Source organism: Rhizobium sp. 01T437 (genome assembly GCF_056398505.1).
Genome location: NZ_JBFTPM010000028.1, coordinates 1 through 25,415 on the forward strand (window position 1 = coordinate 1; position 25,415 = coordinate 25,415).

24 protein-coding genes are annotated in these 25,415 nt (G+C 60.7%); 17 read left to right on the forward strand and 7 right to left on the reverse strand.

From position 1 onward, the window contains the following. From glpD to AC1DM5_RS32475, 6 genes are all read left to right on the forward strand, one after another. Positions 1-1,416, forward strand: a 1,416-nt coding sequence (glpD, locus tag AC1DM5_RS32450; protein WP_477976623.1) for a glycerol-3-phosphate dehydrogenase, incomplete at its 5' end; no start/stop codon positions are given. 204 nt (positions 1,417-1,620) lie between these two features. Then, positions 1,621-3,576 carry a BTAD domain-containing putative transcriptional regulator gene (locus AC1DM5_RS32455; protein ID WP_477823025.1) on the forward strand — a complete coding sequence of 652 codons (1,956 nt, stop codon included), beginning with the start codon at positions 1,621-1,623 and terminating at the stop codon, positions 3,574-3,576. Between the two features lie 102 nt (positions 3,577-3,678). After that, positions 3,679-3,822 (forward strand): hypothetical protein, encoded by a 144-nt coding sequence (locus AC1DM5_RS32460; protein ID WP_007812114.1) that lies wholly within the window; start codon positions 3,679-3,681, stop codon positions 3,820-3,822. Positions 3,823-3,835: 13 nt separating this feature from the next. Then, the gene (locus AC1DM5_RS32465; protein WP_477823026.1) at positions 3,836-5,098 is read left to right on the forward strand and encodes a YcaO-like family protein; all 1,263 of its coding nucleotides are present in this window, start codon (positions 3,836-3,838) and stop codon (positions 5,096-5,098) included. After that, on the forward strand, positions 5,095-5,841 hold the full coding sequence (locus AC1DM5_RS32470; RefSeq protein ID WP_477823027.1) for a TfuA-like protein: 747 nt from the start codon (positions 5,095-5,097) through the stop codon (positions 5,839-5,841). Before AC1DM5_RS32465 ends, AC1DM5_RS32470 begins: the two co-directional genes overlap by 4 nt. Before the next feature lie 58 nt (positions 5,842-5,899). Next, positions 5,900-6,166: a hypothetical protein gene (locus tag AC1DM5_RS32475; protein WP_007812121.1), complete on the forward strand. Its 267-nt coding sequence runs from the start codon at positions 5,900-5,902 to the stop codon at positions 6,164-6,166. A 46-nt stretch (positions 6,167-6,212) separates the two neighbouring features. On the opposite strand, the gene AC1DM5_RS32480 is transcribed toward AC1DM5_RS32475, so the two are convergent. The 3 genes from AC1DM5_RS32480 to AC1DM5_RS32490 all read right to left on the reverse strand — a co-directional run bounded on the left by AC1DM5_RS32480 (position 6,213) and on the right by AC1DM5_RS32490 (position 8,525). Continuing rightward, positions 6,213-6,620, reverse strand: coding sequence for a helix-turn-helix domain-containing protein (locus AC1DM5_RS32480; RefSeq protein WP_113320281.1), 408 nt, complete (start codon positions 6,618-6,620; stop codon positions 6,213-6,215). Positions 6,621-6,839: 219 nt separating this feature from the next. Next, a complete protein-coding gene (locus AC1DM5_RS32485; protein WP_477823028.1) occupies positions 6,840-7,664 on the reverse strand; it encodes an amidohydrolase family protein in 825 nt (274 codons plus the stop codon). Between the two features lie 75 nt (positions 7,665-7,739). Continuing rightward, positions 7,740-8,525, reverse strand: a complete 786-nt coding sequence (locus AC1DM5_RS32490) for an IclR family transcriptional regulator (RefSeq protein ID WP_477823029.1) — start codon at positions 8,523-8,525, stop codon at positions 7,740-7,742. Positions 8,526-8,893: 368 nt separating this feature from the next. On the opposite strand from AC1DM5_RS32490, the gene AC1DM5_RS32495 reads away from it, so the two are divergent. The 7 genes from AC1DM5_RS32495 to AC1DM5_RS32525 all read left to right on the forward strand — a co-directional run bounded on the left by AC1DM5_RS32495 (position 8,894) and on the right by AC1DM5_RS32525 (position 18,552). After that, a complete protein-coding gene (locus AC1DM5_RS32495; RefSeq protein WP_477823030.1) occupies positions 8,894-9,628 on the forward strand; it encodes an SDR family oxidoreductase in 735 nt (244 codons plus the stop codon). A gap of 60 nt (positions 9,629-9,688) precedes the next feature. Beyond that, entirely contained in the window at positions 9,689-10,966 is a 1,278-nt protein-coding gene (locus AC1DM5_RS32500) for an L-fuconate dehydratase (RefSeq protein WP_477823031.1), read from the forward strand. Between the two features lie 748 nt (positions 10,967-11,714). Next, positions 11,715-12,935 carry a plasmid partitioning protein RepA gene (gene repA, locus AC1DM5_RS32505; RefSeq protein WP_477823032.1) on the forward strand — a complete coding sequence of 407 codons (1,221 nt, stop codon included), beginning with the start codon at positions 11,715-11,717 and terminating at the stop codon, positions 12,933-12,935. 193 nt (positions 12,936-13,128) lie between these two features. After that, a complete protein-coding gene (repB, locus tag AC1DM5_RS32510) occupies positions 13,129-14,121 on the forward strand; it encodes a plasmid partitioning protein RepB (protein WP_477976625.1) in 993 nt (330 codons plus the stop codon). A gap of 206 nt (positions 14,122-14,327) precedes the next feature. Then, positions 14,328-15,539: a plasmid replication protein RepC gene (gene repC / locus AC1DM5_RS32515; RefSeq protein WP_477976627.1), complete on the forward strand. Its 1,212-nt coding sequence runs from the start codon at positions 14,328-14,330 to the stop codon at positions 15,537-15,539. A gap of 345 nt (positions 15,540-15,884) precedes the next feature. Further along, positions 15,885-16,445: a sugar transferase gene (locus AC1DM5_RS32520; protein ID WP_477823035.1), complete on the forward strand. Its 561-nt coding sequence runs from the start codon at positions 15,885-15,887 to the stop codon at positions 16,443-16,445. 172 nt (positions 16,446-16,617) lie between these two features. Beyond that, on the forward strand, positions 16,618-18,552 hold the full coding sequence (locus tag AC1DM5_RS32525) for a polysaccharide biosynthesis protein (RefSeq protein ID WP_477823062.1): 1,935 nt from the start codon (positions 16,618-16,620) through the stop codon (positions 18,550-18,552). Positions 18,553-18,591: 39 nt separating this feature from the next. Here the strand turns inward: AC1DM5_RS32525 and AC1DM5_RS32530 are convergent, their stop codons facing one another. Next, a complete protein-coding gene (locus AC1DM5_RS32530) occupies positions 18,592-19,356 on the reverse strand; it encodes an SDR family NAD(P)-dependent oxidoreductase (protein ID WP_477976629.1) in 765 nt (254 codons plus the stop codon). Between the two features lie 118 nt (positions 19,357-19,474). On the opposite strand from AC1DM5_RS32530, the gene AC1DM5_RS32535 reads away from it, so the two are divergent. Both AC1DM5_RS32535 and AC1DM5_RS32540 read left to right on the forward strand, forming a co-directional pair. Continuing rightward, the gene (locus AC1DM5_RS32535) at positions 19,475-19,804 is read left to right on the forward strand and encodes a TetR/AcrR family transcriptional regulator (RefSeq protein ID WP_477823037.1); all 330 of its coding nucleotides are present in this window, start codon (positions 19,475-19,477) and stop codon (positions 19,802-19,804) included. Then, positions 19,801-20,097: a hypothetical protein gene (locus tag AC1DM5_RS32540; protein WP_477823038.1), complete on the forward strand. Its 297-nt coding sequence runs from the start codon at positions 19,801-19,803 to the stop codon at positions 20,095-20,097. Before AC1DM5_RS32535 ends, AC1DM5_RS32540 begins: the two co-directional genes overlap by 4 nt. Positions 20,098-20,179: 82 nt before the next feature. Here AC1DM5_RS32540 and AC1DM5_RS32545 read toward each other — a convergent pair whose 3' ends face one another. After that, entirely contained in the window at positions 20,180-20,533 is a 354-nt protein-coding gene (locus AC1DM5_RS32545) for a hypothetical protein (RefSeq protein ID WP_477823039.1), read from the reverse strand. Positions 20,534-20,798: 265 nt separating this feature from the next. Beyond that, entirely contained in the window at positions 20,799-21,536 is a 738-nt protein-coding gene (locus tag AC1DM5_RS32550; protein WP_477823040.1) for a dienelactone hydrolase family protein, read from the reverse strand. A gap of 536 nt (positions 21,537-22,072) precedes the next feature. On the opposite strand from AC1DM5_RS32550, the gene olsE reads away from it, so the two are divergent. Further along, positions 22,073-22,990, forward strand: coding sequence for an ornithine lipid hydroxylase OlsE (gene olsE, locus AC1DM5_RS32555; RefSeq protein WP_477823041.1), 918 nt, complete (start codon positions 22,073-22,075; stop codon positions 22,988-22,990). A gap of 87 nt (positions 22,991-23,077) precedes the next feature. Continuing rightward, on the forward strand, positions 23,078-24,118 hold the full coding sequence (locus AC1DM5_RS32560) for a substrate-binding domain-containing protein (protein WP_477823042.1): 1,041 nt from the start codon (positions 23,078-23,080) through the stop codon (positions 24,116-24,118). A 9-nt stretch (positions 24,119-24,127) separates the two neighbouring features. On the opposite strand, the gene AC1DM5_RS32565 is transcribed toward AC1DM5_RS32560, so the two are convergent. After that, positions 24,128-25,393, reverse strand: coding sequence for an ABC transporter substrate-binding protein (locus AC1DM5_RS32565; RefSeq protein ID WP_477823043.1), 1,266 nt, complete (start codon positions 25,391-25,393; stop codon positions 24,128-24,130). Positions 25,394-25,415 lie beyond the last annotated feature (22 nt).

Genomic DNA, 25,415 nt, shown 5'->3' on the forward strand with positions numbered 1-25,415 from the left:
GCCTCCGGCACCTCGTCGGGTGCGACCAAGCTCATCCATGGCGGTCTTCGCTATCTCGAACATTACGAGTTCCGCCTGGTGCGGGAATCGCTGATGGAGCGCGAGATCTTATGGGCCATGGCCCCGCATATCATCTGGCCGCTGCGCTTCGTGCTGCCCTATCACAAGGGCGGCATCCGCCCGGCCTGGATGATCCGGCTTGGCCTGTTCCTCTATGACCATCTCGGCGGCCGCAAGCTCCTGCCGCCGACCGCGGTCTTGAACATGCGCACCGATCCGGCGGCAGAGCCGCTGAAGGCGCTGTTTTCCAAGGCCTTCGAATATTCCGACGGCTGGGTCGACGATGCCCGCATGGTGGTGCTGAATGCCCGGGATGCCGCCGACAAGGGCGCACTGATCATGCCGCGCACCAAGGTGGTTTCTGCCCGACAGCAGAATGATGCTCAGGAGAAGGGCGTCTGGACGATCGAGACGATCAACACGGTGACCGGCAAGAGCGAGCGCCATCAGGCCCGCATGCTCATCAATGCCGCCGGTCCCTGGGTCGATCATGTCATCCGTTCCGCCTTCGGCCAGAACGAGGCCCGGCATGTGCGCCTCGTCCAGGGCAGCCACATCATCGTCAGGAAGAAGTTCGAGGGCCCACGCGCCTATTTCTTCCAGAACCCCGACAACCGCATCATCTTCGCCATCCCCTATGAAACCGACTTCACGCTGATCGGCACCACCGATCGCGACTACACCGCCGATCCGAAGGACGTGAAGATTTCCGAGGAAGAGACGCTCTATCTCTGCAATGCGGCGTCGGAATATTTCAAGGAGCCGGTGAAGCCCGAGGATATCGTCTGGACCTATTCGGCGGTTCGCCCACTSTTTGACGACGGCGCCTCGAAGGCGCAGGAAGCCACGCGTGACTATGTCTTGAAGGTCGAGGGCAAGCAGGGCGAGGCACCGCTTCTCAATGTCTTCGGCGGCAAGCTCACCACCTATCGGCGGCTGTCGGAACATGCGCTCGAAAAGATCGGCGARGCGATCGGGATCAAGGGCAGGCCGTGGACGGCGGGCAGCCACCTGCCGGGCGGCGACTTTCCGGTGCAGGGCTACGAGGGTGAAGTCAGCAGGCTCAAGGCGCGCTATCCGTTCCTGACCGAGCCGCATGCCCGCCGGCTGGTCCGTCGCTATGGCACGAAGGCTGCCACGCTGCTCGGCAATGCCCAGAAGATCGACGATCTCGGCAGGCCGTTCGGATCCGATCTCTACGAGGCCGAGGTCGAATATCTCGTCCAACAGGAATGGGCCATGACGGCCGCCGACGTGCTCTGGCGGCGCAGCAAGAAGGGACTTTACCTCTCGGCCGAGGAAGCGGCGACACTAGACGAATACATGGCGGCAGCGCCGGTTCGCATGGCGGGATGATGCTCCGAAATAGAGCGGCGTCTCACGTCCATATGCAGTATTCGTAAAGTGTGTTGGTAGCAAGCACCGGCTGGAGCGTAAATATTCGATGAAAATATTGCTCCAGCAAAGCAAAAGCGCTTCCCGTTGCCCGCTATTCACTCTAACATCATGTAATCGGTCGGTCCGTTCCAAGCGTTCCGGCTTTTGAAGGTGAGAACCCTGATGGACGGGTCAACCGGGGAAGTGAAAGCGAACAGACTATGTCTGCTCGGCAGGCCGCGATTGCTGGCCGCCGGGACTGAGCTTCCCTTGCCCGAAAAATCCTATTTCCTGCTGGCAATGTTAGCGCTATCGTCGGAACCGCTGGTCGACCGCGAAACCATCCGATGCCAGCTCTGGCAATCCGAACTTCCCGAAAAACGGGCCGGCAGCCTGCGCCAGCTTCTGTCGCGCATCGAACAGAGCATTCCCGAAGGCCTACCGCCCTTACTCACTGCCACACGCACCCATCTCGGCCTTGCGCCCGGCTGGGAGATCGATCTCAATATCCTCAAGAGGAAGGATGTGCTGGGGCCGGACGAAAGCAGCATCCTGCTCGGAGAACTGCTCGAAAGCGTCAAATCTCCAACACAGGGTGCCGAGGACTGGCTGACTTTCGAGCGTCAGCGGATTAACGAAGCGCGCATGGCGCATCTTGTCCGCCTGTTGGAAAGTAAAGACGAGCGCCCGGACGAGGAACAGATCGCCTTTGCCAAGCGGCTGATCGAGCTCGACCCCGCCAACGAGATCGCCTGCCGCGCGCTAATGCGCGCCCATGCCCGCATGAACGATCTGCCGGCGGCGCGTCAGGCCTATCTGAAATGCCGCAGCCAGCTCAAGGACGATTTCGATATCGAGCCGGACGAGGCGACGACGGCCCTTGCCCGCGAACTCGGCATCCTGTCCGCGGCCCATCCGGCGGCGGCGGAACGTCCGCATCCGGTGTCGGAACTGCTGATCGATCCGGCCGGCCAGCCGCGTATCGTCATCCTGCCGCCCGAAAGCATCTTTACCGATCCGCTGATGGAGCGCGTCGGCCGCGCGCTGCTCGAAGATGTCACGATCGGCCTCAGCCAGCAGCGCGGCTTCAAGGTGATTGCCGCTCATACAAGCCTGGAAATGCTGAGCCGCGCGCTCGACCCGACGCGCCCGACCATCGGTCCGCTCGACCTGTCCTTCGACTATGCCGTCTATGTTACGATCCAGAGCCGCGACGAGGATGTCTATTCTACCTGCCGGCTGACGCGCACGGCGACTTCAGAAGTGCTCTGGGCCGTCGAAATTCCTTTTGCGATGCAGAAAATCAGCGAAGCCTTCAGCCAGCTGACCCGGCGTATCGTGATGACGCTTGCCGATACGATCGAGCGCTACGAACTGGCGATGCCGCTCGGCGACGTGCCGGCTTCCGCCTATCGTCTCTATCTCGAAGGCAAGCGGCTGATTTCACAGACCGACCTGCAGCACCTGCGCCAGGCGCGCAAATGGTTCAAGTCGTCGCTCAGCCGCTACGAACATTTCTCGCCGGCTCATGCCGGCATGTCTCGTGCCCTCGGCATGGAATGGCTGATCCGCGGGATGCGCGATCGGGAACTGCTGGACGAAGCCTACAGCGCCGCAAGGATGGCGCGGCAGACCGACCCGAACAGCGGCCGGGCCTATCGCGAACTCGGCTTCGTGGCGCTCTATCGCCGCCGGTTCGAAGAAAGCCTCGATTCCTTCCAGCAGGCTCAGGATCTCAATCCCAACGATGCCGACATCCTAGCCGATTTCGCCGACGCACTTTCCCATGACGGCGATTTCGATCGGGCCCTCGAGCTCAGCCGCGCCGCCTTCAAGCTCAATCCGCTGCCGCCGGACTATTATTACTGGAACCTCGGCGGCATTCATTTCATGCGCGAAGAGTATGAAAAGGCGATCGATGCGCTGGAGCCGGTGAAGGCAAAACAGGCGACGGCGCGCCTGCTCGCAGCCGCCCATGCCATGGCGGGCGATACTGCGAAGGCCCGGAATTACGCCAAGGTGGTATTGGAAAACTTCCCCGATTTCCGCAGCGAAGGGATCCGTCATTTCGTCCCCGATCGCGATCCGGCCTTCACCGAACCGTTGATAAAGGGCCTGCAACTCGCCGGTCTTCCGTGATACACAGCCTTTTAACGAAGCCTGTAACGCTTAAATGACGCAGGCAATGTTCTTTTTGAATGGTTAACGGCGGTCAGCCGCCCAACCATTTGGAGAGAGATCATGAAAACCGTTGAAACCAACGCTGCAATCCAGGCTCCCGCACTCCGTTTCTCTGCTGCTGCCAAGGCAGCCGTCAAGCAGGACGAACTCAACGTTTCGGCAAATGGCCTTGAAAGCCTGACGCATGCACTGAGGTTCCGCTAAGGAATCGATCAGCATGTCTGCTTTGGCCGACCTTGAAACGCTTGCCGCTGACCTCAACAGATCATCGGCAGGCATCAACAGCTACCACGACCGGTCGATGACCCCGGCGCAGACCTTTGCGGCCATCAAGCCGCATCTGCGCGAATTCGGCATCACCCGCGTCGGACTGCTGACCGGCCTTGACGTGCTGAACATTCCGGTTGCCTTCGCCACAAGGCCGAACAGCCACACGCTGTCGGTCTTCCAGGGCAAGGGCATCGACAAGGAAGCGGCGATGACCTCTGCCGCCATGGAGGCGATCGAGACCCGCATCGCCGAAATTGCACCTACCGATCTGACGCTCGCTAGCCTCGAGACCATGAGGGCCGAACGGGCCGTTATGATCGACCTCGACAGCGTGGCGCGCTGCGCGCCCGAGGAGATCGGCGATGGTCAAGTCCCCTGGTGCTCCGGCTTCGATCTTCTTTCGGGCAGCACCACTTTCGTGCCCTGGTGGCTGGTCGGCCTCGACCATCGCGGCGAACGCCCGCCGGGCTTCGAACAATCGAGCGATGGCCTGGCCTCGGGCAATACGCCGGCCGAAGCCGTGTTGCACGGGCTCTGCGAACTCGTCGAGCGCGATGCCTGGGCGCTGACCCAGCTCAAATCTCCTGAACAGCTCAAGCAGAACCGCATCGATCCGCTCGCCTTCGGCGATGCCGTGATCGACGTCATGGTCGATCGCATCCGCCAGGCCGGCATGCGACTGCTGCTAATCGACATGACCACCGATATCGGTGTCCCGGCTTTTCTTGCCGTCATCATTCCCGGCAATCTCTCGGACCGCGTCGATGCCCGCTGGGCCCAGGTCTGCGGCGGTTGCGGCTGCCATCCTGATCCAGCACGCGCAGCTCTTCGCGCCATCACCGAGGCTGCCCAGAGCCGGTTGACAGCGATTGCCGGCAGCCGCGACGATTTCTCGCCGAAGATCTACCAGCGGATCGACCGCAGCGCCGGCATGCGCCAGGTCGTCGATCTCTGCAATAATGATGCGGCACTGAAACCCTTCCCCATGCGCCCGCAGCGCCCGACGACGATCCAGGACACGATCCGCCACATTTCCGGCCGGCTGAGGGCTGCGGGCATCGGCCAGATCATCGCCGTGCCGCTGTCACACCCCACCCTTCCGGTTTCCGTCGTGCGCGTCATCGTGCCAGGCCTCGAGGTCGATATCAGCGGCCAGTACATCCAGCTCGGCCTGCGCGCCGTCAACGTCATCAGGGAGGCCGCAGCATGAAGATCCTCTTCGTCGGTCCGAGCCTTGCAAGCGAGATTGCGGATGCCCGCAGAAAGCATCCCGATATCGATTTCCGCCCGCCTGCCGCCTGCGGCGACATTCTGAAAGCCGTGCAGGAGGGGGCGACCGCAATCGGTCTCATCGACGGCTATTTCGGCGATTTGCCGTCCGTCTGGCACAAGGAAATCCTCTTTGCGCTGGAAAAAGGCGTTGCCGTTGCCGGCGGCTCCAGCATGGGCGCGCTGCGCGCTGCCGAATGCGCCGCCTTCGGCATGGTCGGCATCGGCTCGATCTTCGACGATTACGAATCCGGCGATCTCATCGATGACGAGGCAGTGGCGCTCGTCCATGCACCGCAGGAGCTTGGCTGGCTGCCGCTATCTGTTCCCTGGGTCGATTTCGAGCCGACGATCGAAGGCCTGCATGCGAAGGGTGAGATTACCGTCAGCGAACGCAAGAAGCTGCTGCTCGCTGGCCGCTTCCTGCATTTCTCGGAACGGACCTATGCCAAGGTGGTCGAAGAGTCTCACTTTGCCCGCAAACTGCGGCGCGACCAAATCCTGGCGGCGATCCGCGCCAATCGCGTCGAACGCAAGCGTACCGATGCAAGGCTCGTGCTGGAATGGCTGCAAAAGGGAGAGTTTGCGTCAACGAACCGTGATTGGAGCTTTGCTGCGACCTCGCATTTCGAGCTGCTCCAGGCCGAAGTCACGCAGCAGATGCAACCTGTAACGCTCGAATAACGGTTCCAAGCCCAAGGTAACTTGTGTGGGGATATGACTGTTGTCGAGGGCGGAAACAATGTTCGAAAAAAGGGACCAGGGTGCAGGCAGAGAATACGCAAGACTCTTCCGGCTGCTGTCGGCAGCCAAGGACGAGGCTGAAAAACTTCAGCTGCGCAATCTCATGCACCTGACAAACATGGCGCTGCTGCAGGTCGTCATCGATTGGGACGGCATCGATCCGGATAGGGAACTCGATGCGAACCTCGAAAAACTCGTCGGCAGCAAAGCCAAGATCGCAATGAAGGACGCTGGCGAAAATCTGATCGTGATCGATCGCCATTAGCCCTGATGCAGGGTGCGACTGAGCGCTAGAAAATCAGGCCGACGCGTTATTCGGCAGCGTCGACTTCAGTCTGCTCCGTGCTGGCAATCGCCTGGACGAGCTTTAGGATTTTCTTGCGAAGCTGCTCGTTCTTGATCGAGAAAAAGGCAGCGTTGAGCTGGACGCCTTCACGCGAAATGATGAATTCTTCGCTCGGAGCGGGATTATCGTTTGCGTTGGCGGCGGGCGCCGTCAGGTCGTCGAAGAAGGTTCTGACATCGACGCTGAGCGCGCCGGCGATTTCGACGAGCATGCTGGCAGAGACACGGTTGGAGCCCTTTTCGTATTTTTGTATCTGCTGGAAGGTCACGCCAACACGATCGCCCAGTTCCGTCTGAGAAACCTTTCTCAGCAGGCGCTGTATACGGATCGTCTTGCCGACGTGAACATCTACGGAATGCGGTTCTTCTTTCATCTGATATTCCCTCCTGCGAAAACCGGGCCGACAACTTACACGGCCGGTAACAACAACTTTTAGCCGAGTTAGTTCAACCTAGCAATTGCTTGGATGTAGTTTAGGCTGGGCCAAAACATCGCGCCATCCGAGAGCCCCTACGGATTGCACGTAGCGACAGATCACTTCAAGCGAGAATCCGGCAGAATTGAACCCTAAAAGGGCGAACCTGAGTGAAACTCAGAGCGTCCACAGACGCTGTGCATTGCCGTGAAGGAGCCTCGAACGCTCCGTTTCCGCGGTGCCTGACAGCACCGCCTGGGTGGCCGCGACCCAGGTGGAAAGGCCGTTCGCCAGCGTGCAGACAGGCCAGTCGCTGCCCCAGACCACACGATCCCAGCCGAAGCTCGATATGACGTGCTCGATATAGGGCCGCAGGTTTTCCGCCGTCCAGCTTGTCGGATCGGCATTGGTGACGATGCCGGAAATCTTGGCGACGACATTCGGCCGCCTGGCGATTTCGGCAATGCCGCGGCTCCAGGGCTCGAAGGCGTTCGACTTGATATCCGGATTGCCACAATGATCGAGCACGAACTGCACATCGGGGGCAGCATCGGCGAGCGCCACCACCTTGCTGACCTGGTGCGGCAGCGTACAGAGGTCGAAGGTTAGGCCGGTGCCGGAGAGCCTTCTAATATTCTCGCGGAAGAGCACACCTTCCGAGACATCGTCAGGCACCACATGCAGCACGCGGCGAAAGCCCTTCACGAAGGGATCGGCCTTCTGGCGCTCCAGATAGGCAGCAAAACCATCCTCTTCCGGCCGGCAGGAGACGATCGCGCCAGCAACCAGATCGCCGAGGCGGCTGATATAGTCGGTCTCGGCCTGCATGATGACCGGATCGACATCCACCTCCATGTGCAACACCTTGGTGATGCCGCAGCGTTTGGCCTCGGTCTCATAGGTCTCGTAGAGAAAGTCGCGGTCGAGGGCCGGCACATCGGCAAGCCAGGGATAATTCAGCGCCGACCGGTCGATGACGTGCAGATGGGTATCGATAAACACGCTCTTCTCCTCCAAAGAGTTGGCAGCAACCTAGCTTTGGTGAATGGATTATTCAAATAGAAATTCCGCCAGGTCTTAACCCGGCAGGGCGATCGTTGCGCCGGCGAGCGCTGAGAGTTCGGCCGCCGTCTTCTGCACCATGCCAATCGCCTGGGTGATATCGGGCGCAGCCGGCGCATTCACCAGCGCGATATAGGGGCAGGTCAGCGCCGCAATGCCGCGCCCGTCCGGCCCCAGGATCGGTGCCGAAAGATTATAGACACCTGCCGTCTGGGCGCTCGCCATCATCTCATAGCCGCGCTCGCGGATCTGGTTCAGCCGCTCGTAAAATTCCGGGCCAAGATCGGCGTCTTTGCGGCTGCGCGCATGTTCCGAGATCATCATCTCGCGCTCTTCGTCGCTGCGGAAGGCAAGCAGCACGTGGCCGGAGCCGGTGTCGAACAGGCTGATATGGGAACCGACGCGGATCGACAGGCCCCAATAGTCCGGCGCCTCCTGCTGGGCGATGACAACGGCGGCACCCCGATCAAAGACGGCAAGATGGTTTGCCTGGCGCGAGCGCTGGGCGAGATCGCGCATCAGCGGCGTCGCATAGGAGGCAAGCCGGCGCACCGGCGCATGCAGCTGCGCCAGGCCGAAGAGTTTCAGGGTGAGAGAATAACGGTCACCATCGAGCCGCGTCACGTAACCGCGCCTCACCAGGCGGTCGAGCATGCGGTAGAATTCGTTCGGGCTACGCTCCAGCCGCTTGGCGATTTCAGCCTGCGTCAGGCCGCTATCGACGCCTGCCAGAAGTTCGAGAATATCAAGACCCTTGTCGAGCGCCGGAGCGCGATAGCGATCTGACTCGTCGGTCTCCATTCTTCCCTCCTGTGAATATCATTCTGCATATACGCACACGGGCGGACGGAAAAGAAAAAGTTCGCGCTTGACCATGGGGCTATCGTCTGTTTGTCTATAAACAGACAAATTAAATGTGAGGACATTGTTCGGCATATTCTCACGCCGGACGATCGCAATCCCCGGAAAGGCTCGCCAAGGCGAGACAAAAATAAGATAACGGGAGAGGGAGGAAGGCCATGCAAAACATGGACATCGTGATCGCCTGCACAAAGGTGGCATCGCCCTGCAAGGCACATGGCCGAGCGCGGCCTTCATCCCGACCGATCCTTTTGAGATAGATTTCAGTACCACGCCAGCGCGCGAAAAATCCCCAAAGAGGCCATGACATGACAAGCAATCTTTCCGGCAAGACCGTTCTCATCACCGCAGCCGGTCAGGGCATCGGCCGAGCCAGCGCGCTTGCCTTCGCCGCTGCCGGCGCCAAGGTGCATGCCACCGACATCAATACCGATGCGCTGGCGACCCTTGCGGCGGAGAGCAAGGTTTCCACCCACAAGCTCAACGTGCTCGAAGACGAGGCGGTCAAGGCGCTGGTGGCCGAAATCGGCGCCGTCGATGTGCTCTTCAACTGCGCCGGCACCGTCCATAACGGCTCCGTGCTCGACATGAAGGATACCGATCTGGAGTTTGCCTTCGATCTCAACGTCAAGGCGATGATTCGCACCATCCGCGCCGTGCTGCCTGGCATGCTGGAGCGCAAGGATGGCGCGATCATCAACATGTCCTCGGTCGCATCCAGCATCAAAGGCGTGCCGAACCGTTTTGCCTATGGCGTCACCAAGGCTGCCGTGATCGGGCTCACCAAGTCCGTCGCTGCCGACTACGTGACGCAGGGCGTGCGCTGCAACTGCATCTGCCCCGGCACGGTGGAAAGCCCCTCGCTGCAGGACCGCATGCGCGCTCAGGGCGATTATGACACGGCGCGCGCCGCCTTCATCGCCCGCCAGCCGATGGGCCGGCTCGGCACGCCGGAAGAAATCGCAGATCTCGCCGTCTACCTCGCCGCTGCGACCTACACCTCCGGCCAAGCCTACGCCATCGACGGCGGCTGGACGATCTGAGCTTTCGCATGGCCGGCTTCTTCCAAGGAAGGATGCCAGCCCCTCAACGGGAAGAACATCATGACCCGCATCACCGACCTCCGCGTTTTCGACCTTCGCTTTCCGACCTCGCAAAGCCTCGATGGTTCCGATGCGATGAACCCGGATCCGGATTATTCCGCCGCCTATGTGATCCTGGAAACCGACAAGCACGGTCTTGCCGGCCACGGCCTGACCTTTACCATCGGCCGCGGCAACGACATCTGCTGCGCGGCCATCGAGGCGATGCGGCATCTCGTCGTCGGCACCGAACTTTCAGACGTGCTGGCCCATCCCGGCAAATATTGGCGGCATCTGACCAGCGACAGCCAGCTTCGATGGATCGGTCCTGAAAAGGGCGCGATCCATCTGGCGACCGGCGCGATTGTCAACGCCGTCTGGGATCTGCTTGCCAAGGAGGCCGGCAAGCCGGTCTGGCGCCTCGTTGCAGACATGCCGGCCGAAGAAATCGCCGATATCGTCGATTACCGCTACCTCACCGACGTGCTGACGCGCGATGAGGCGATCGCCATCCTGAGACAGGCCGAAGCCGGCAAGGCCGAGCGCATCACCACGCTCGAAAAGGAAGGCTATCCCTGCTACACGACCTCGGCCGGCTGGCTCGGCTACGAGGACGAGAAGCTGCGCCGGCTCTGCCAGGAAGCGATCGATGCCGGCTTCAACCACATCAAGATGAAGGTCGGGCGCGACCTTGAGGACGATATCCGCCGCCTCAGGATCGCCCGCGAGGTGATCGGCCCTGACCGCTACCTGATGATCGACGCCAATCAGGTCTGGGAGGTCGGCCAGGCGATCGACTGGGTCAGCCAACTCTCCTTCGCCAAGCCCTTCTTCATCGAAGAGCCGACGAGCCCCGACGATGTTGCCGGCCACCGCAAGATCCGCCAGGGCATAACACCGGTGAAGGTCGCGACCGGCGAGATGTGCCAGAACCGCATCATGTTCAAGCAGTTCATCGCAGAAGGCGCGATCGATATCGTCCAGATTGACTCCTGCCGCATGGGCGGGCTGAACGAGGTACTGGCCGTGCTGCTGGTAGCGGCAAAATTCGGCCTGCCGGTCTGGCCGCATGCCGGCGGCGTCGGGCTCTGCGAATATGTGCAGCACCTGTCGATGATCGATTATGTGGCGGTGTCAGGCACCAAGGATGGCCGCGTCATCGAATATGTCGACCACCTGCATGAACATTTCCTCGATCCCTGCATCATCAAGGACGCGGCCTATATGCCGCCAACCCAGCCAGGCTTCTCGATTGAGATGAAACCGGCCTCGATTGCCGGCTACACATTCCGTGGCTAGGGCAGGCGGCATTATACGATGCATGGCTTCCCCGGCTGTCTGCTGGGGATAGAAGCATGCCGATCATTGCAGAAACGTCCCGGATGGTTTATAAGCAAGGTATATGAAGAAGGGCTCGAAAGAGCCATCTGCGAGCTTCGGACAGCCCGTTTGGTGCGTTTTCAACTCGCTGTTTTTTCTCACATTTTTCATCGATACGGAATCTATTTCGCAGATTGATTCCGTCACCCCCTGTTCGATTTTGGTACGACCGGCGGTCGAAAACGGCCTCAGGCATCCTTTAGCGCATATCCGCGTTCCAGGCAGGCATGGCTTGCGTAAGCTCCTCTTCTGGATTTCTAATGACAAGGGCGCCCTTCGTCTTCGTCAACGCCCAGGGGATTGGGGCAACAGGGGCGCCTCGCCCCTTGGTCATCAGATCCTTTGCCGGCAAAGATTAGGAATCGGTAATAGCTGATTCTTCTCAATGGGATGCGCCAGGGGCTGTCCGCGGCATCAAAACATCAGCTTTGCCGCATCGATCGCAAAAATGATGTGAGGATGGCACAGCTTTGCAAAGCGAATCGGATTTCTGTTAACTGGCGGAGATATCAGGGGAAATTGTAATCCTTCTGTCGTAAACTCATGATCGTGACCGCTCCCGCTAAAGCCTTGCTCTGCTGGAGTAGCTTGCCAGAATCGCTGCGATCGGTAATCGTCACGGATAAACAGCCGTTTCTGGTGTTTTTCCGTGATGAAAGATTAGAGCGTGAGCAAGCCACAAAGGACTTCTCGGACCCTTCAGCGTAGCGTCGATGAGACGATCGGCGCCCATGCGTCGACGATCAGCTCGCAGTTGCAGGCAATCAGCGAAGCCCTGTTTCCGCCGACCGCGAGCAAGACGCTGCGCCGCTTCACATCGGGCGAGGCTGCCAAGCTGATCGGCGTCTCGGATTCGACCTTGCGAAAGATGACGCTTGCCGGCGAAGGCCCGCAGCCCGATGTCGGCACCAATGGTCGGCGCCTCTACTCCCTGCGCCAGCTCAATGAGCTGCGCGCTCTGCTTGCCGCCTCCGCGCGTGGCCGCGAAGCGCATGACTTCCTGCCGCGCCGCAGGGAGAACGAACACCTCCAGGTTATCGCCGTCACCAATTTCAAGGGCGGATCGGGCAAGACCACGACATCRGTGCATCTTGCACAGTATCTTGCGCTGCAGGGTTACCGCGTGCTCGCCCTCGATCTCGACCCGCAGGCCAGCATGTCCGCCATGCTCGGCGTCATGCCGGAGACTGATGTCCGTTCCAACGAGACACTCTATGCGGCGATCCGTTACGATGAGGAGCGACGCCCCCTCTCCGAGGTCGTGCGCAATACCTATTTCGACGGTCTGGATCTCATCCCCGGCAATCTCGAACTCATGGAGTTCGAGCATACGACGCCGCGCGCGCTGATGCGCGGCTCCCGGGATGGCGAAGGCGTGTTCTTCATGCGCGTCGCCAAGGCGCTGGACGATGTTGCCGAGAACTATGATGTCGTCGTCCTCGATTGCCCCCCACAGCTCGGTTACCTGACGCTGAGCGGCCTTTGCGCCGCGACCTCGATGATCGTCACCGTGCACCCGCAGATGCTGGACGTGGCCTCCATGAGCCAGTTTCTGCTGATGACGCATGACCTTCTCTCCGTCGTGCGCGAAGCCGGCGGCGAGCTCAATTACGATTTCATTCGATATCTACTCACCCGCTACGAGCCGCAGGATGCGCCGCAGACGAAGGTCGCGGCGCTCTTGCGCAATCTGTTCGACGATCACGTCATGATCAATGCGATGGTGAAATCGGCAGCGGTCTCCGATGCCGGCCTCACAAAGCAGACGCTCTATGAGATCGGCCGCGAGAACCTGACACGCTCGACCTATGACCGCGCGATGGAAGCCCTCGATGCCGTCAACAGAGAAGTCGAGACGCTGATCCGGCAGGCATGGGGGCGCACATGACGTTCTCCCTGATCGACACCGATTTATCAGGTTTCAGCGGGACGGCCGCTCTGTTGGGAGCTCCCAACAGAGGTTGGTGCGGTGTGAGCACCTGGCAGAAATCCGTCCATCTATCGGCAGTCCATAAGCGTGTTGGGAGCTCCCAACAGCGCTCTTTCGGCTTGCCTACCTTTGACTGGAAAGGAGAGAATTGATGAGCCGACGCGATACCGTCAATTCGATCTTCATGCGCAAGGCTGACACGCCGGCGCCTTCCGCCGGCGTCGAGAAGAACCCGGACCGCGTGCGCACCGGCGCCGTCTCGGCCATGAGTGCATCGCTGCAGGAAATGACCGAAGCGGCGCGCGCCGCCGGCCGGCTACAGGCGCAGATTTCCTCCGGGTTCTCCGTTCTGGAAATCGACCCATCGGATATTTCCAATTCCTCGATCAGCGATCGTATCCCGATCGAGCGCGATGCCGATTTCGATGCACTGGTGACGAGCATTGCCGAACACGGCCAGAAAGTGCCGATCCTGGTACGTCCCGACCCCGAAAAGGAAGGGCACTACCAGATCGCATATGGCCGTCGCCGTCTGCGTGCCGCTGCAAAGCTTGGTCTCGAGGTCAAGGCGATCGTCCAGAACTTGAGCGACAACGAACTGGTGATTGCCCAGGGCAAGGAAAATCTCGACCGGCAGGATCTCTCCTTCATCGAGAAGGCGCTGTTTGCCCATCGTCTGGAGGAAGCCGGTTACCCGCGTGATGTCATTATAGCAGCACTCTCGACCGACAAGGCCGATCTCAGCCGTTACATCTCGGTCGCCCGTGGCGTCCCGCAGACCGTGATCTTGGCGATCGGCCCCGCACCGAAGGCAGGCCGTGCCAGATGGCTGGCTCTTGTCGATGCTGTCTCTTCCTCACCAAAGAAGGTCGAGGCGATCATCGAGGACGATACCTTTGCCGATCTCGACAGCGATCAGCGCCTGCAGCGCGTGTTGTCGAAAATCGCTGCGCGCGATGCAAAGAAGGTGGCCGGCGATATCTGGAAAACACGGCAAGGACAAAGGGCGGCGCAAATCGACCGCTCCGGCAACAAGACGCGTATCACTTTCGATGAGCGCATGGTGCCTGAATTTGCCGATTATCTCACGACCCGGCTGGATGAGCTCTTCGAGGAGTTCGGTGCCGTCAGGTCACAACGATAACTGTTGGCGGGCTACGCCGCTGACGAGGATTTGACTGTTAGGAAAAGGAGCCAATAGGCAAAGAAAAAGGCCCCCGAACAAACATCCGGAAGCCCTCTTCTCTCGTTTAGCACCTAGAGAATCGCACTTCCCGGAATCGCTGTCAAGGTTTTTGAACGCCGTTTTGGCGGGCGCTGATGATTTGCCTTTGTATAAGGTGAACCACGATGGATACGGGATTTGTGACGACGCCTTTCGGGCGGCGGCCGATGTCGCTTGCCTTGATGAGAGGTCAGCTTCAAGCCGAATCAATTAAATCAGATAAGTCCGTCGACAAGTGGAAAGTGTTTCGCGACATCTGCGAAGCACGTCCACTGCTCGACATCTCCGACCGCACACTGGCTGTGTTGAACGCCCTTCTATCCTTTTATCCCGAGAACCATCTCTCCGGTGAGGCGAGCATGGTCGTCTTTCCGTCCAACCGGCAGCTGATGGTGCGGGCGCACGGCATTGCGGTCACCACGCTGCGCCGGCACCTGGCGGCTTTGGTGGATGCCGGACTAATCACCCGCAAGGACAGCGCCAACGGCAAACGTTTCGCCCGCCGGAAAAGCTCAGGCGAGTTGGAAGATGCCTATGGCTTCAGCCTGATGCCGCTACTTGCCCGCAGCGAGGAACTGTCCGCCATGGCTCAAAAGATCGAGGCCGACCGAATTGCACTCCGGCGTGCGCGTGAACATATGACCATCTGCCGCCGCGATGTCCGCAAACTGATCGACGCAGCAATCGACGAAAGCGTTCCCGGCAACTGGAACGACATCGAGGCTGCCTACGCCCATCATCTCGCTTGCCTGCCCCGCAATGCCGCGGCTTCCGAACTGGACAGCGTGCGCCTGAAGCTCGAAACCCTTCGCGCTGACATCGTCAATCTGTTGACGAGCTTCGATAATTTCAAAAAAACGAGCGCCAGTGTGGTTCAAAATGAACCGCACATACAGAATTCAAATACAGATTATATTGAATTAGAATCTTATGCGACGGCGCAGGCAGAAACGCTGCCGGCTACAGAAGAACCCGTTCAGACTGCGAAATCTCAGAAAATATTCCCCCTCGCTCTCATCCTACAAGCTTGCCCACAAATCAGCGATTATGCTCAGGGAGGGCCCATCAGGGGCTGGCGCGATCTCCTGACCGCTGCGCTCACCGTACGTTCCATGCTGGGGATCACCGCGGAGGCCTATCACGCGGCTTGCGAAAGCCTTGGCCAGGAAAGTGCCGCTGTCGTCATTGCCTGCATGCTGGAGCGGGCGACCCATATCAACTCACCGGGCGGCTATCTGCGGGATTTGACCCGCAAGGGAGCGCGTGGAGAATTTTCGCTTGGACCGATGCTGATGGCACTGGTGCGGCAGAACAGTCCGGTCGCGCGCAGGGCCTGAAGGGCTTGAGCAAGGTCGATAGCTGAAGATACTGAATGGCTGTAAGAAGCGGGTTTTGGCAGCGTCATCAGGACTATTCGAAAGGCACGTCCTTCTTCCGATGGAGGACAGGTGTCGGAAATGAAAGCTGGGTTAGCTTCCGCAATGGAAAGAGAGCCACGTCTTCTCAATGACTTGGCTGAATCAGTGTTTCGCAACGCGGTGGCGGAATTGCCGCAAATGTCTGAGAAACAACGCATAAAGCGCCCTGAGGCCGGAAAGCGCCGTTGACGTGAATTGGCCGGAGACGATAGGGCAAGGCAGACCGTTGTAGGCCAGAAGAGTGTGGGAAGAGCGAGGACGGACTTGAAGCGGGCAGTGGATCTTTTCCTGGCTCTGGTGGCATCCCTGATCCTGATCGTTCCGATCGGGGTCGTGGCGCTTTGCGTGCGCCTGACCTCACCGGGGCCGGCGCTTTACTGGTCGAACCGGGTGGGGCGCCGCAACGAGATCTTCCGGATGCCGAAGTTCCGCAGCATGCGGATTGACACGCCGACGGTCGCCACGCATCTTCTCGAAGATCCCTCCAGCTATTTGACGCCGATCGGTGGATTCCTGCGCAAGTCGAGCCTCGATGAACTGCCGCAGCTCTGGTGCATCCTGAAGGGCGAGATGAGCTTCGTCGGCCCGCGTCCGGCGCTTTACAACCAGGACGATCTGATTGCGCTACGCACGGCCGAAGGTGTCCACGCCCTGCTTCCGGGGCTGACGGGCTGGGCACAGGTCAACGGGCGCGACGAGCTGCCGATTCCTGAAAAGGTGACGCTCGACGTTGATTATCTGCGACGCCGCTCCTTCTTCCTCGATATGCGCATCCTGGCAATGACTGTTGGCAAGGTATTGGGCAGCAAGGGCATAACCCATTGAGGTTACGACTTAAGGTTATAAACAGATTGCCTGCGCGACCACCGATTATTTTGGTTGCGCTTGAAATCGAAAAGGACAAGAAGAAGTCAGGCTGGAATGATGGGTGGGCAGTATAAATATGCATGACGATCCTTCAAACGACGGATCAAAGACCAGCCGGTCCTGGATATCGATGCAGGCACTGGTCGGCCCGCTCTTGGCGATGCCGCGTCCGGCCAAGCGCATTCTTGCACTGATCGTCGATTCCAGCCTCTGTGTCGTCACCATCTGGCTTTCCTATTGTTTCCGTCTGAATGAGTGGACGATCCTCACGGGCGTGCAGTGGCTCGCGGTTCTCGTGTCGCTGTGTCTGGCGCTGCCGATCTTCATCGTCATGGGCATGTACCGTGCGATCTTCCGTTATGCCGGAATTGCCGCTTTTCTGGCGGTGCTGAAGGCGATCGCGATCTATGGCATTGCCTTCGCGACCATTTTCACCGCGCTCAGCGTTCCCGGCATTCCGCGCACGGTCGGCATTCTGCAGCCGTTGCTCCTGTTGATCGCAATCGGCCTCTCCCGCCTCGGCATCCGCTATTGGCTCGGCGATACTTATCAGCGCATCCTGCACCAGGGCGCGATGGCAAAGGTCCTGATCTATGGCGCGGGCAGTTCCGGCCGGCAGCTTGCCGCTGCACTGACGAATAGTGCCGAGCTCAACGTCGTCGGCTATCTCGATGACGATCCGAAGCTCAAGGGCGGCATCATGGGCGGCCTGCCGATCTATGATCCCTCCGACCTGACCGAGCTCGTCCAGACGCTGAATGTCCACAACGTGCTTCTGGCTCTGCCCTCGGCAACGCGCCAGCGCCGCAACGAGATCCTCGAACAGATCCGCAAGGCGCGGGTGAATGTGCGCACGCTGCCGGATCTGACCGCCCTCGCGCAGGGCCGCATCGCCGTTTCCGATATCCGCGAACTCGAAATCGAGGATCTGCTCGGACGCGAGGCCGTGGCGCCGCGCCAGGAGCTTCTCGACAAGGCCACACTTGGCAAGGTGGTGATGGTGACGGGCGCCGGCGGCTCGATCGGCAGCGAACTCTGCCGCCAGATCCTGCGCTGCGGCCCAACGCAACTGATCCTCGTCGATCAGAACGAATACGCCCTTTATGCGATCCATGGCGAGTTGTTGAAGCTTTCGGAGCTTCATGAACAGAAGGTACAGATCGTGCCGATCCTCTGTTCGGTGCGCGACCGCGACCGCATGGAACATATCATCATGAGCTGGCGGCCGCAGACGTTCTATCATGCCGCCGCCTACAAGCATGTGCCGCTCGTCGAGCAGAATGCCGTGGAAGGCATCAAGAACAATGTCATGGGCACGCTGATTACCGCACAGGCAGCCGAAAAATACGGGGTCTCCAATTTCGTACTGATCAGCACCGACAAGGCTGTCCGCCCGACCAATGTGATGGGCGCCAGCAAGCGGCTGGCCGAAATGGTGCTGCAGGCGCTATCGGCCGAAAAGCTGGCCGGCACGCACACCAATTTCTCCATGGTCCGCTTCGGCAATGTGCTGGGTTCCTCCGGTTCCGTCGTGCCGCTGTTTCGCCAGCAGATCAGGGATGGCGGCCCGGTGACGCTGACCCATCCCGACATCACCCGCTACTTCATGACGATCTCGGAGGCCTCGCAGCTCGTCATCCAAGCCGGCGCCATGGCCGATGGCGGCGATGTCCTTCTGCTCGACATGGGCGAGCCGGTGCGCATTGCTGATCTCGCCCGCCGGATGATCGATCTCTCCGGCCTCTCGGTTCGTAGCGACGACAATCCCGAAGGCGACATCGAGCTTTCGGTCACGGGTCTGCGCCCCGGCGAAAAGCTCTATGAGGAACTGCTGATCGGCGACAATCCCGAGACGACGCAGCATCCGCGCATCATGAAGGCGCGTGAGGATTTTCTCTTCTGGCCGGAGCTTTCCAAGCGCCTGAAGGTTCTCGATGCCGCGCTCGACCGCAACGACATACCGGCGGCCCGCCTGATGCTCGCCGAACTCGTTTCCGGCTATGCCTCGACCGGCGAGGTGACAGATCTCGCGCTGAGCGCTGCCGAGGCCAATACGGCCGCGTGATCAAAGCCCGGTTTTGCGCCGGGCTTTTCTTTCTCAGTTTCAGGCATTCGCCCCATTGTCGACCGTCCAGGCCGCACCCGTGACCGAACGCGCGGCCGGCGAGGCGAGATAGGCAACGACATCGGCGATCTCGCGAGGATCGGCAAAGCCCGCCGGATTGGACATGAGCCCCTTTTGCTCACGCGCATGCGGGCCGTCTGCCGGATTCATGTCCGTATCCGTCGAACCGGGATGCACGGCATTGACCGTGATGCCGCGCGGGCCGAGCTCGCGGGCGAGCGCTTGCGACAGGCCGGCAAGCGCCGCTTTGCTCGCCGTATAGAGGCTGAGGCCGGGAGAGGTGGCGCGTACCGCAAGATTGCTGCCGATCGAAATGATGCGCCCGCCATCCGGCATGACTGTTAGCGCTGCCTTAGAAGCCACGAAGGCCGAGCGGACATTGATCGAGAAGGTCTGATCGAAATCGCTAAGCGACAGGGTCTCGATCGGCGCGGCGTGGAAAATCCCGGCATTGTTGACGAGGATATCGATGCGGCCGAAGGTTTCTGCCGTCCTGGCAACGGCAGCCTCGACATCGGCGGCGTCGGACGCATCGGCCCTGAGGGCAAGCGCCGTCCCGCCCGCAGCCTCAATCGCCTTGACGACATTGGCAGCCGCTTCTGCCCCATTCACATAGGTCAGCACGACTTTGGCGCCATCGGCCGCCAGCCGCTTGGCGATTGCAGCGCCGATGCCGCGGCTTCCGCCGGTGACGAGCGCAACTTTTCCCTTGAGAACAGATACTTTTCCATCGAGGGCAGTCATGGCATTCCTTTCTGTAAAGATTGGTACGGAAGTCATGCTGCGATTGAATCGTATCGTCAAGCGAGTTATGTATTGAGCGATACAGAATTGAAATCCGACTGTGCGAGGGAAACCTGAGGTGAGCGAACGTGGGCGCCCGAGAAGCTTCGACCGGCAGCAGGCGCTTTCGCGCGCCATGCATCTCTTCTGGCAAAAGGGTTTTGAGGAAACGTCGATGAGCGATCTGACCCAGGCCATGGGCATCGCGCCTCCGAGCCTCTATGCCGCCTTCGGCTCCAAGGAGGCGCTTTTTACCGAAGCGCTCGATCTCTACCAGGCGACGGTGAATAACGAGATCTGGAATGCGATCGAAGAGGGGGAGACGATTGCTGCGGCGATCGAAGGCTTTCTCGTCAATACCGCCCGCGCCGCGCCTATAGCCGCCCGGATCAGCCCCCCGGCTGCATGATCGTGCTCGGTTCCAACCCGGCGGCGAGCGAAATCGAAGCGATCGGCGAGGATCTCAGGCAACGCCGCGCCGAAAATATTAGCCAGCTTATGAAAAGATTCGAGCGGGCCGTCTGCGAAGGTGAACTGACCGACACTTTCGACTGCGAGGCCGCTGCCGTCTTCTTCGCCACGTTGCAGAATGGCATGTCGCTGCTTGCCCGCGACGGCGGCGGAGAGGACGCCCTGATGGCGGTCGCCCGTGCCGGAGGCCCCGCGCTTGAAGGCATGATCCGCGGCCATCGCCGTGGGTAAGCCTGTCCTTCGCGTCCGTCTTACTCCGCAAGCCCCCGGTTCGGTTTCCCGACCGAGGGCGTCTCATATCGGCCGGCAGCCGTTATCGGAGCGCCGGGCAGCCGCGGACGTTGGCAAAGCTGATCTCGCCGGGACCTCGCCGTGTCCAGCCCTGAACGATCACACGCCGCGGCGTGACGTCGACGACGCGAGCGCGGCGGAAGCCGAAATCACGCGCCTTGTCCTCTGCCCATCGGGGATCGCAGCCACCGCGCGGCGGACGACCCCAACCGGGCGGCGGGGGAGGCCTGCCCCAATCCCTGTCAGGTTCAAAACGGGGCGGGGGGCCTCTGTCGTAACCCTCGTAATATTGCGCAGACGCGATGCTCGACGTGGAGGCTACAGTGCCAAGGGCAAGCAGAATGCCGATGGCAGATTTCGTGAAGTTGATCATCAATCCAATTCTCGTTTGGGGCACACGCCTGCGGAGGGTAGGGCACATCGTGGCAAACTGATGGCCAAGAGTATTGTCGCCGCGAGGCGAGATAATTCGCTCTGCAAGCCTAATGGGTCAATGTCGCCTCCAGCTTCAGTGTCACGGCGCGCCGTTCTGTAGGGCACTGCAGATAGCCGGCATGATCGCTATCACGTCAGCAAAGTTATAGCAGGTCGCAGTGTTCGCCGACCCCGCCCGGGGCCGGGCGGGGTCGCATTCGCTGATCTCAGCTAAGCGTTTCTGCAAAAAGTTCGAGCAGGCGCTTCCAGTGCCGCTCAGAACCCTTTTCGCTGTAGGTCTCACCGCGATCGGGAACGGTCCAGCCATGCGACATGCCGATATAGTTCTCGATGATGTGGTCGACGCCGCCGCTGCGGAGCGCCTCGGCAAGCCGCGCGGACTGTTCGGGCGGGAAGCTGCCGTCGACACCGGCAACGCCGACATAGACGCGCGCCTTGATGTCGCCGGCGAGGCGATGCGGGCTGTCGGGCGCCTCGCTTGCGAGATTGCCGCCGTGGAAACTTGCCGCTGCCGCGATCCTGTCGGCATAAGTGGCCGCTGCCGTCAGCGCCCGGCCGCCGCCCATGCAATAACCGACGGCGCCGACCGGACCGGAAACGCCTTCGGCCTCAAGCGTGTCGAGGAAGGCTGCGCTGTCGCGCTTCGTCATTTCCTGCGTCGTCTCGCGGATCATCTTCATGATCTCGGCACGCGAGGCCTCGTTACCGAAGGAGGATCCGTCGAAGGGGCCGTATGAGCCGAAACGGTAGAAGAGATCGGGTGCAAGCACGACATAGCCGGCATTCGCGAGACGCTCGCCCATGATGTCGATGGCCTCGCGCGGTCCGAGCGCATCCATATAGTAGAGAACACCTGGCAGAACCTTGCCCTCGCTGCCGGCGGGGCGGAAAATCGACGCCCTGGCAACGCCGTCAGCCGTCGTGATTTCAATATCGCGTTTCATGGGCCAATCCCTTTGATATTATTGAAGCAGCCCTAGAGCCGCTGCCGCCAATCTGGCAAAGGCGGGCGACAGTCTCAAGACACGAATGCGTGGATTGAAAGCCGTAGAAGGCTGTCTTGGCGGGCTTATTTCTTCAGGTCGAGGCGTGGGGCCGACTGTCCCGTTATTCTCTATGATAGGCAGCATAGAGGTGCGTTGCCCTCGTCATCGCAGCACCTATGCCCCTGCCGCTTCATGGGCAGGGATTTTTCGTGCGAGGCTCCCGCATCCTCCAGCCAGCGGCTCTCGCGCCACCAGTCAAATTTGCCAGGTCCACGCAATGCCCCTGCAATCCTCCATCCACAGTTTGGCCGCATCGTTCCGCGAAGCGGGTGTCCCAAGCGATTGCCGATCGTCCTGATCGATGGCATGACTGGCGGAACACTGGGTCGAGGGCGTTGCCGGATCGATCCGTGCAGCGACGGCCGCGGGCGATCCGGGCAAGAATTGGGCGATTGGCTCGAAACCCGGCGAGCTCTTGAGGGGACATGAAATTGATGCCGAAAGCAGCCGCAGCCGGAAGATACATTCTTGCCTACCTGTCCTGGCCACTGGTGTTTTTCTCCGGCCTGACGGGCGCCCATTTCGCCTTCGCCGGCGATCGGCCGATGGTCGCCTTTTCGGCCGTCTATGCGGGCGAGGTCCTGCTTCTCTTCCTGCTCGAACGCACCATTCCCTATGAGCAGCGCTGGCTCCAGGCGGATGGCGAAACGGCCAACGATATCGCCCACACGGTTCTGACCAAGGGGCTGGTGCAGCTGGCAGCACTCTCGGCAGCGATCTTTCCGATGCTCGCCGCCGGCCTGCTACAGCCGCTCGCCGCCATGCAGTTCAGTCTCTGGCCATCATCCTGGCCGATGGTCTTCCAGGCGGTCCTCGCCGTCATCATTGCCGAGTTCGGCCTCTACTGGGCGCATCGCATCGCCCATGAACGGCTGTTCTTCTGGCGCTTCCATGCCCTGCACCACAGCGTCACCCGCCTCTGGGTCATCAATACCGGCCGTTTCCACGTCATCGATTCCCTGTTCAAGATCGCGTTGAGCCAGATCCCGCTCTACCTGCTCGGTGCCCCGCTGCAGGTCTTCTGGTGGCTTGGTGCCGTCACGGCCTTCATCGGCATCCTGACCCATTGCAACGTCGACATGCGGACGGGCCTTTTCGATTTCGTCTTCAGCACGCCCCGGCTTCACCGCTGGCACCATTCGAAGGATCTGCGCGAAGGTAATACCAATTACGGTGAGAATGTCGTGCTGTTCGACCAGCTGTTCGGCACCTATTTCAATCCCGACCGCCCATCCTCGACCGATATCGGCATCAAGGGCCAGATCGCCCCCGGCTTCGTCAGCCAACTGGCGCAGCCCTTCACCAAGGACGGCGTGCGCCAGATCCTCGGCCGTCAGCCCAAACGCGGCTGAGACCGAAAACGGTCTTTGCCGTCATCATTTCATGACAATCCGCCCGTAAGAGCCTGCCAAACCTCGACGGACACGGACAGGGCGGCGATGACGACGTTGAAACAGGTTGCGCTGAAGGCCGGATGTTCGATGGCGACGGCAAGCCGCGTGCTGAACCTCAGCGGTCCCGTCAGCCAGGCAGCAGCACTTCGCGTGCGCCGTGCTGCTGCCGAAGTCGGCTATCGGGCTGCCGCGTCCTCTGCCCGCAGCGGCCGCCGGCCCGTTATCGGCGTGCTGGTGCCGAGCGTGACCAATCCGGTTTTCGCTTCGTCCCTCTCGGGCATCCAGAACCGCATGCTGGTTGCCGGCCACAGCGTTCTCATTGCGCAATCGAATTACGATCCCGACCAGGAGGCCAATGCCGTGGCGGGGCTGCTCGGCGAGCGGCCGACCGGGCTGATCCTGACGGTCTGCAATGGTGAGACAAGCCCGGCATTAGCGCAGGACCTGCCGCCGACAGTGCTGCTTGGCAGCTCTCCGACCGTCCGATATCCGGCTGCCGTTACCGTCAACAATTATGCGGCTGGCTGCCGGCTGACCGAACATCTCTTATCCATGGGCCACCGGCGCATCCTCTATGTCTCGGGCAGCTTCAGGGCTTCAGACCGTGCGCTTTTGCGCTACCGCGGCTATCTGCAGACGATGGAGGCAGCGGGCGTGGCCCCGCTCGAAGCCGTAGAGGTGCCCTTCGTCATCGGCTACGACCAAATGGATCTCGGCCAGGCCTTGCGGACATTTTCCCCGACCGCCATCATCGGCTCGAACGATCTGATCGCGCTTGGCGTCATCGGCGCCATCCATCGCGAGGGCTTGCGTGTTCCCGACGATATCTCTGTCGCCGGCTTCGACGGCATCGCCATCGGCAAGCTCATCAATCCGACGCTGACCTCGATCGAAATGCCCGATCTCAGCATGGGCGCGACGGCGGCGTCGCTGCTCCTCGATATCGTCGAAAACGATGCGCCGCTACGGCATCTGGAATTGTCGCATGCTCTGCGTGTGGGTGGCACGGTGCGGAATCTCCTGAACGAAGAAACCGCCGCACCCGAGGGGTACGGCGGTTCCGGATCGAGACCGCGAGCGGCCTAGCATTCAGATTTAGCTGCGCGGCAGCATGCCTTCGACGTCGGAGGCTGCGTCGTCGAGCGCTTCTTTCGGCTGGGCAGAGCCGTCAACGATGCGCGACAGGTTGTCGACGATCGTCTGGGTGACCTTGACGCCGTTGGTGCCGGGGAAGGCGTACCACGGGATCATGCGCGGCATCTGGCTGAGGCCTGCCTGGAAGAGCGGGTTCTTCTTGTAGAAGTCGCCGAGATATTCGGCGGACTTGGCGGCAAGCTCGTTGTTCGGCACATAACCGGTGCCGGGAACGACGACGGAGGCGCCATAGGGGCCGGCTGCGAACTTGGCGAACTTCCAGGCGGCGTCCTGCTTGGCGGGATCCTTGGCGAGGATGACGACGGCGTTGCCGCCGGTCGGCAGATGGCCCTTTTCCGGGTCGAGAAGCGGGATCTGGGCGGTACGCAGATCGAACTTGGTGCCGACATTCTTGATCGTGTTGACGAGCGCGCCGGTGGTCTGGAATTCGAAGCCGACCTTGCCGGCTGCGAAGGCCTGTTCGCCGGCTGCCTTGGTGAAGACCGGCATGCCGCCTTCCTTGACGAAGCGGCTGATCAGCTCGACGGCCTTCTGGCCTTCCGGACCGTTGAAGGCCACCTTCTGCTCGTCATCGCTCAGCATCTTGCCGCCGGCACCGAAGAGCAGGGCGGAGAACATCCAGTCGTCGCCCTGCCAGCGGAAATCCATGCCGTCGACGCCGTTGCCGAGCGCCTTGATCTTGCCTGCGAGCGCGATCACTTCATCCCAGGTCTTCGGAGGGGTATCCGGGTTGCCGCCGGCTGCCTTCACGAGATCGGCATTGTAATACATGATCGGGTTGGAGGTGGCGAAGGCAAGGCCCACCTGCTTGCCTTTGACCTGTGCGAGCTTCAGGATCGTGTCCGAGAAGCCCTTCTCGGCCATGTTGCCTTCCTTCTGGACGAGCGGCGTCATGTCGACGGCGACATTGCGCTCGTTCAGCATGCGCAGACGGTTGAGGCCAATGAAGGTGACGTCGGGCATTTCCGACGTGCCTGCCTGGCGCAGAATCAGCTGGATGCCGTCTTCATAGGTTGCCGAGGGAGCGGCGAACTGGATCTTGATATCAGGGTTTTCTTCCATGAACTTCTTCGAGATCGTGTCCATCACGTCCTTGAAGAAGCCCGGCATCGGGTAGTGGATCGTCAGCGTCGTTTCGGCGTGGGCCGGCAGTGCCGCCGCCACGGACAGAGCCGCTGCTGCGAGGAACTGGGTGAAATGCTTCATCGCTCGTTCTCCTGGGTTCAGC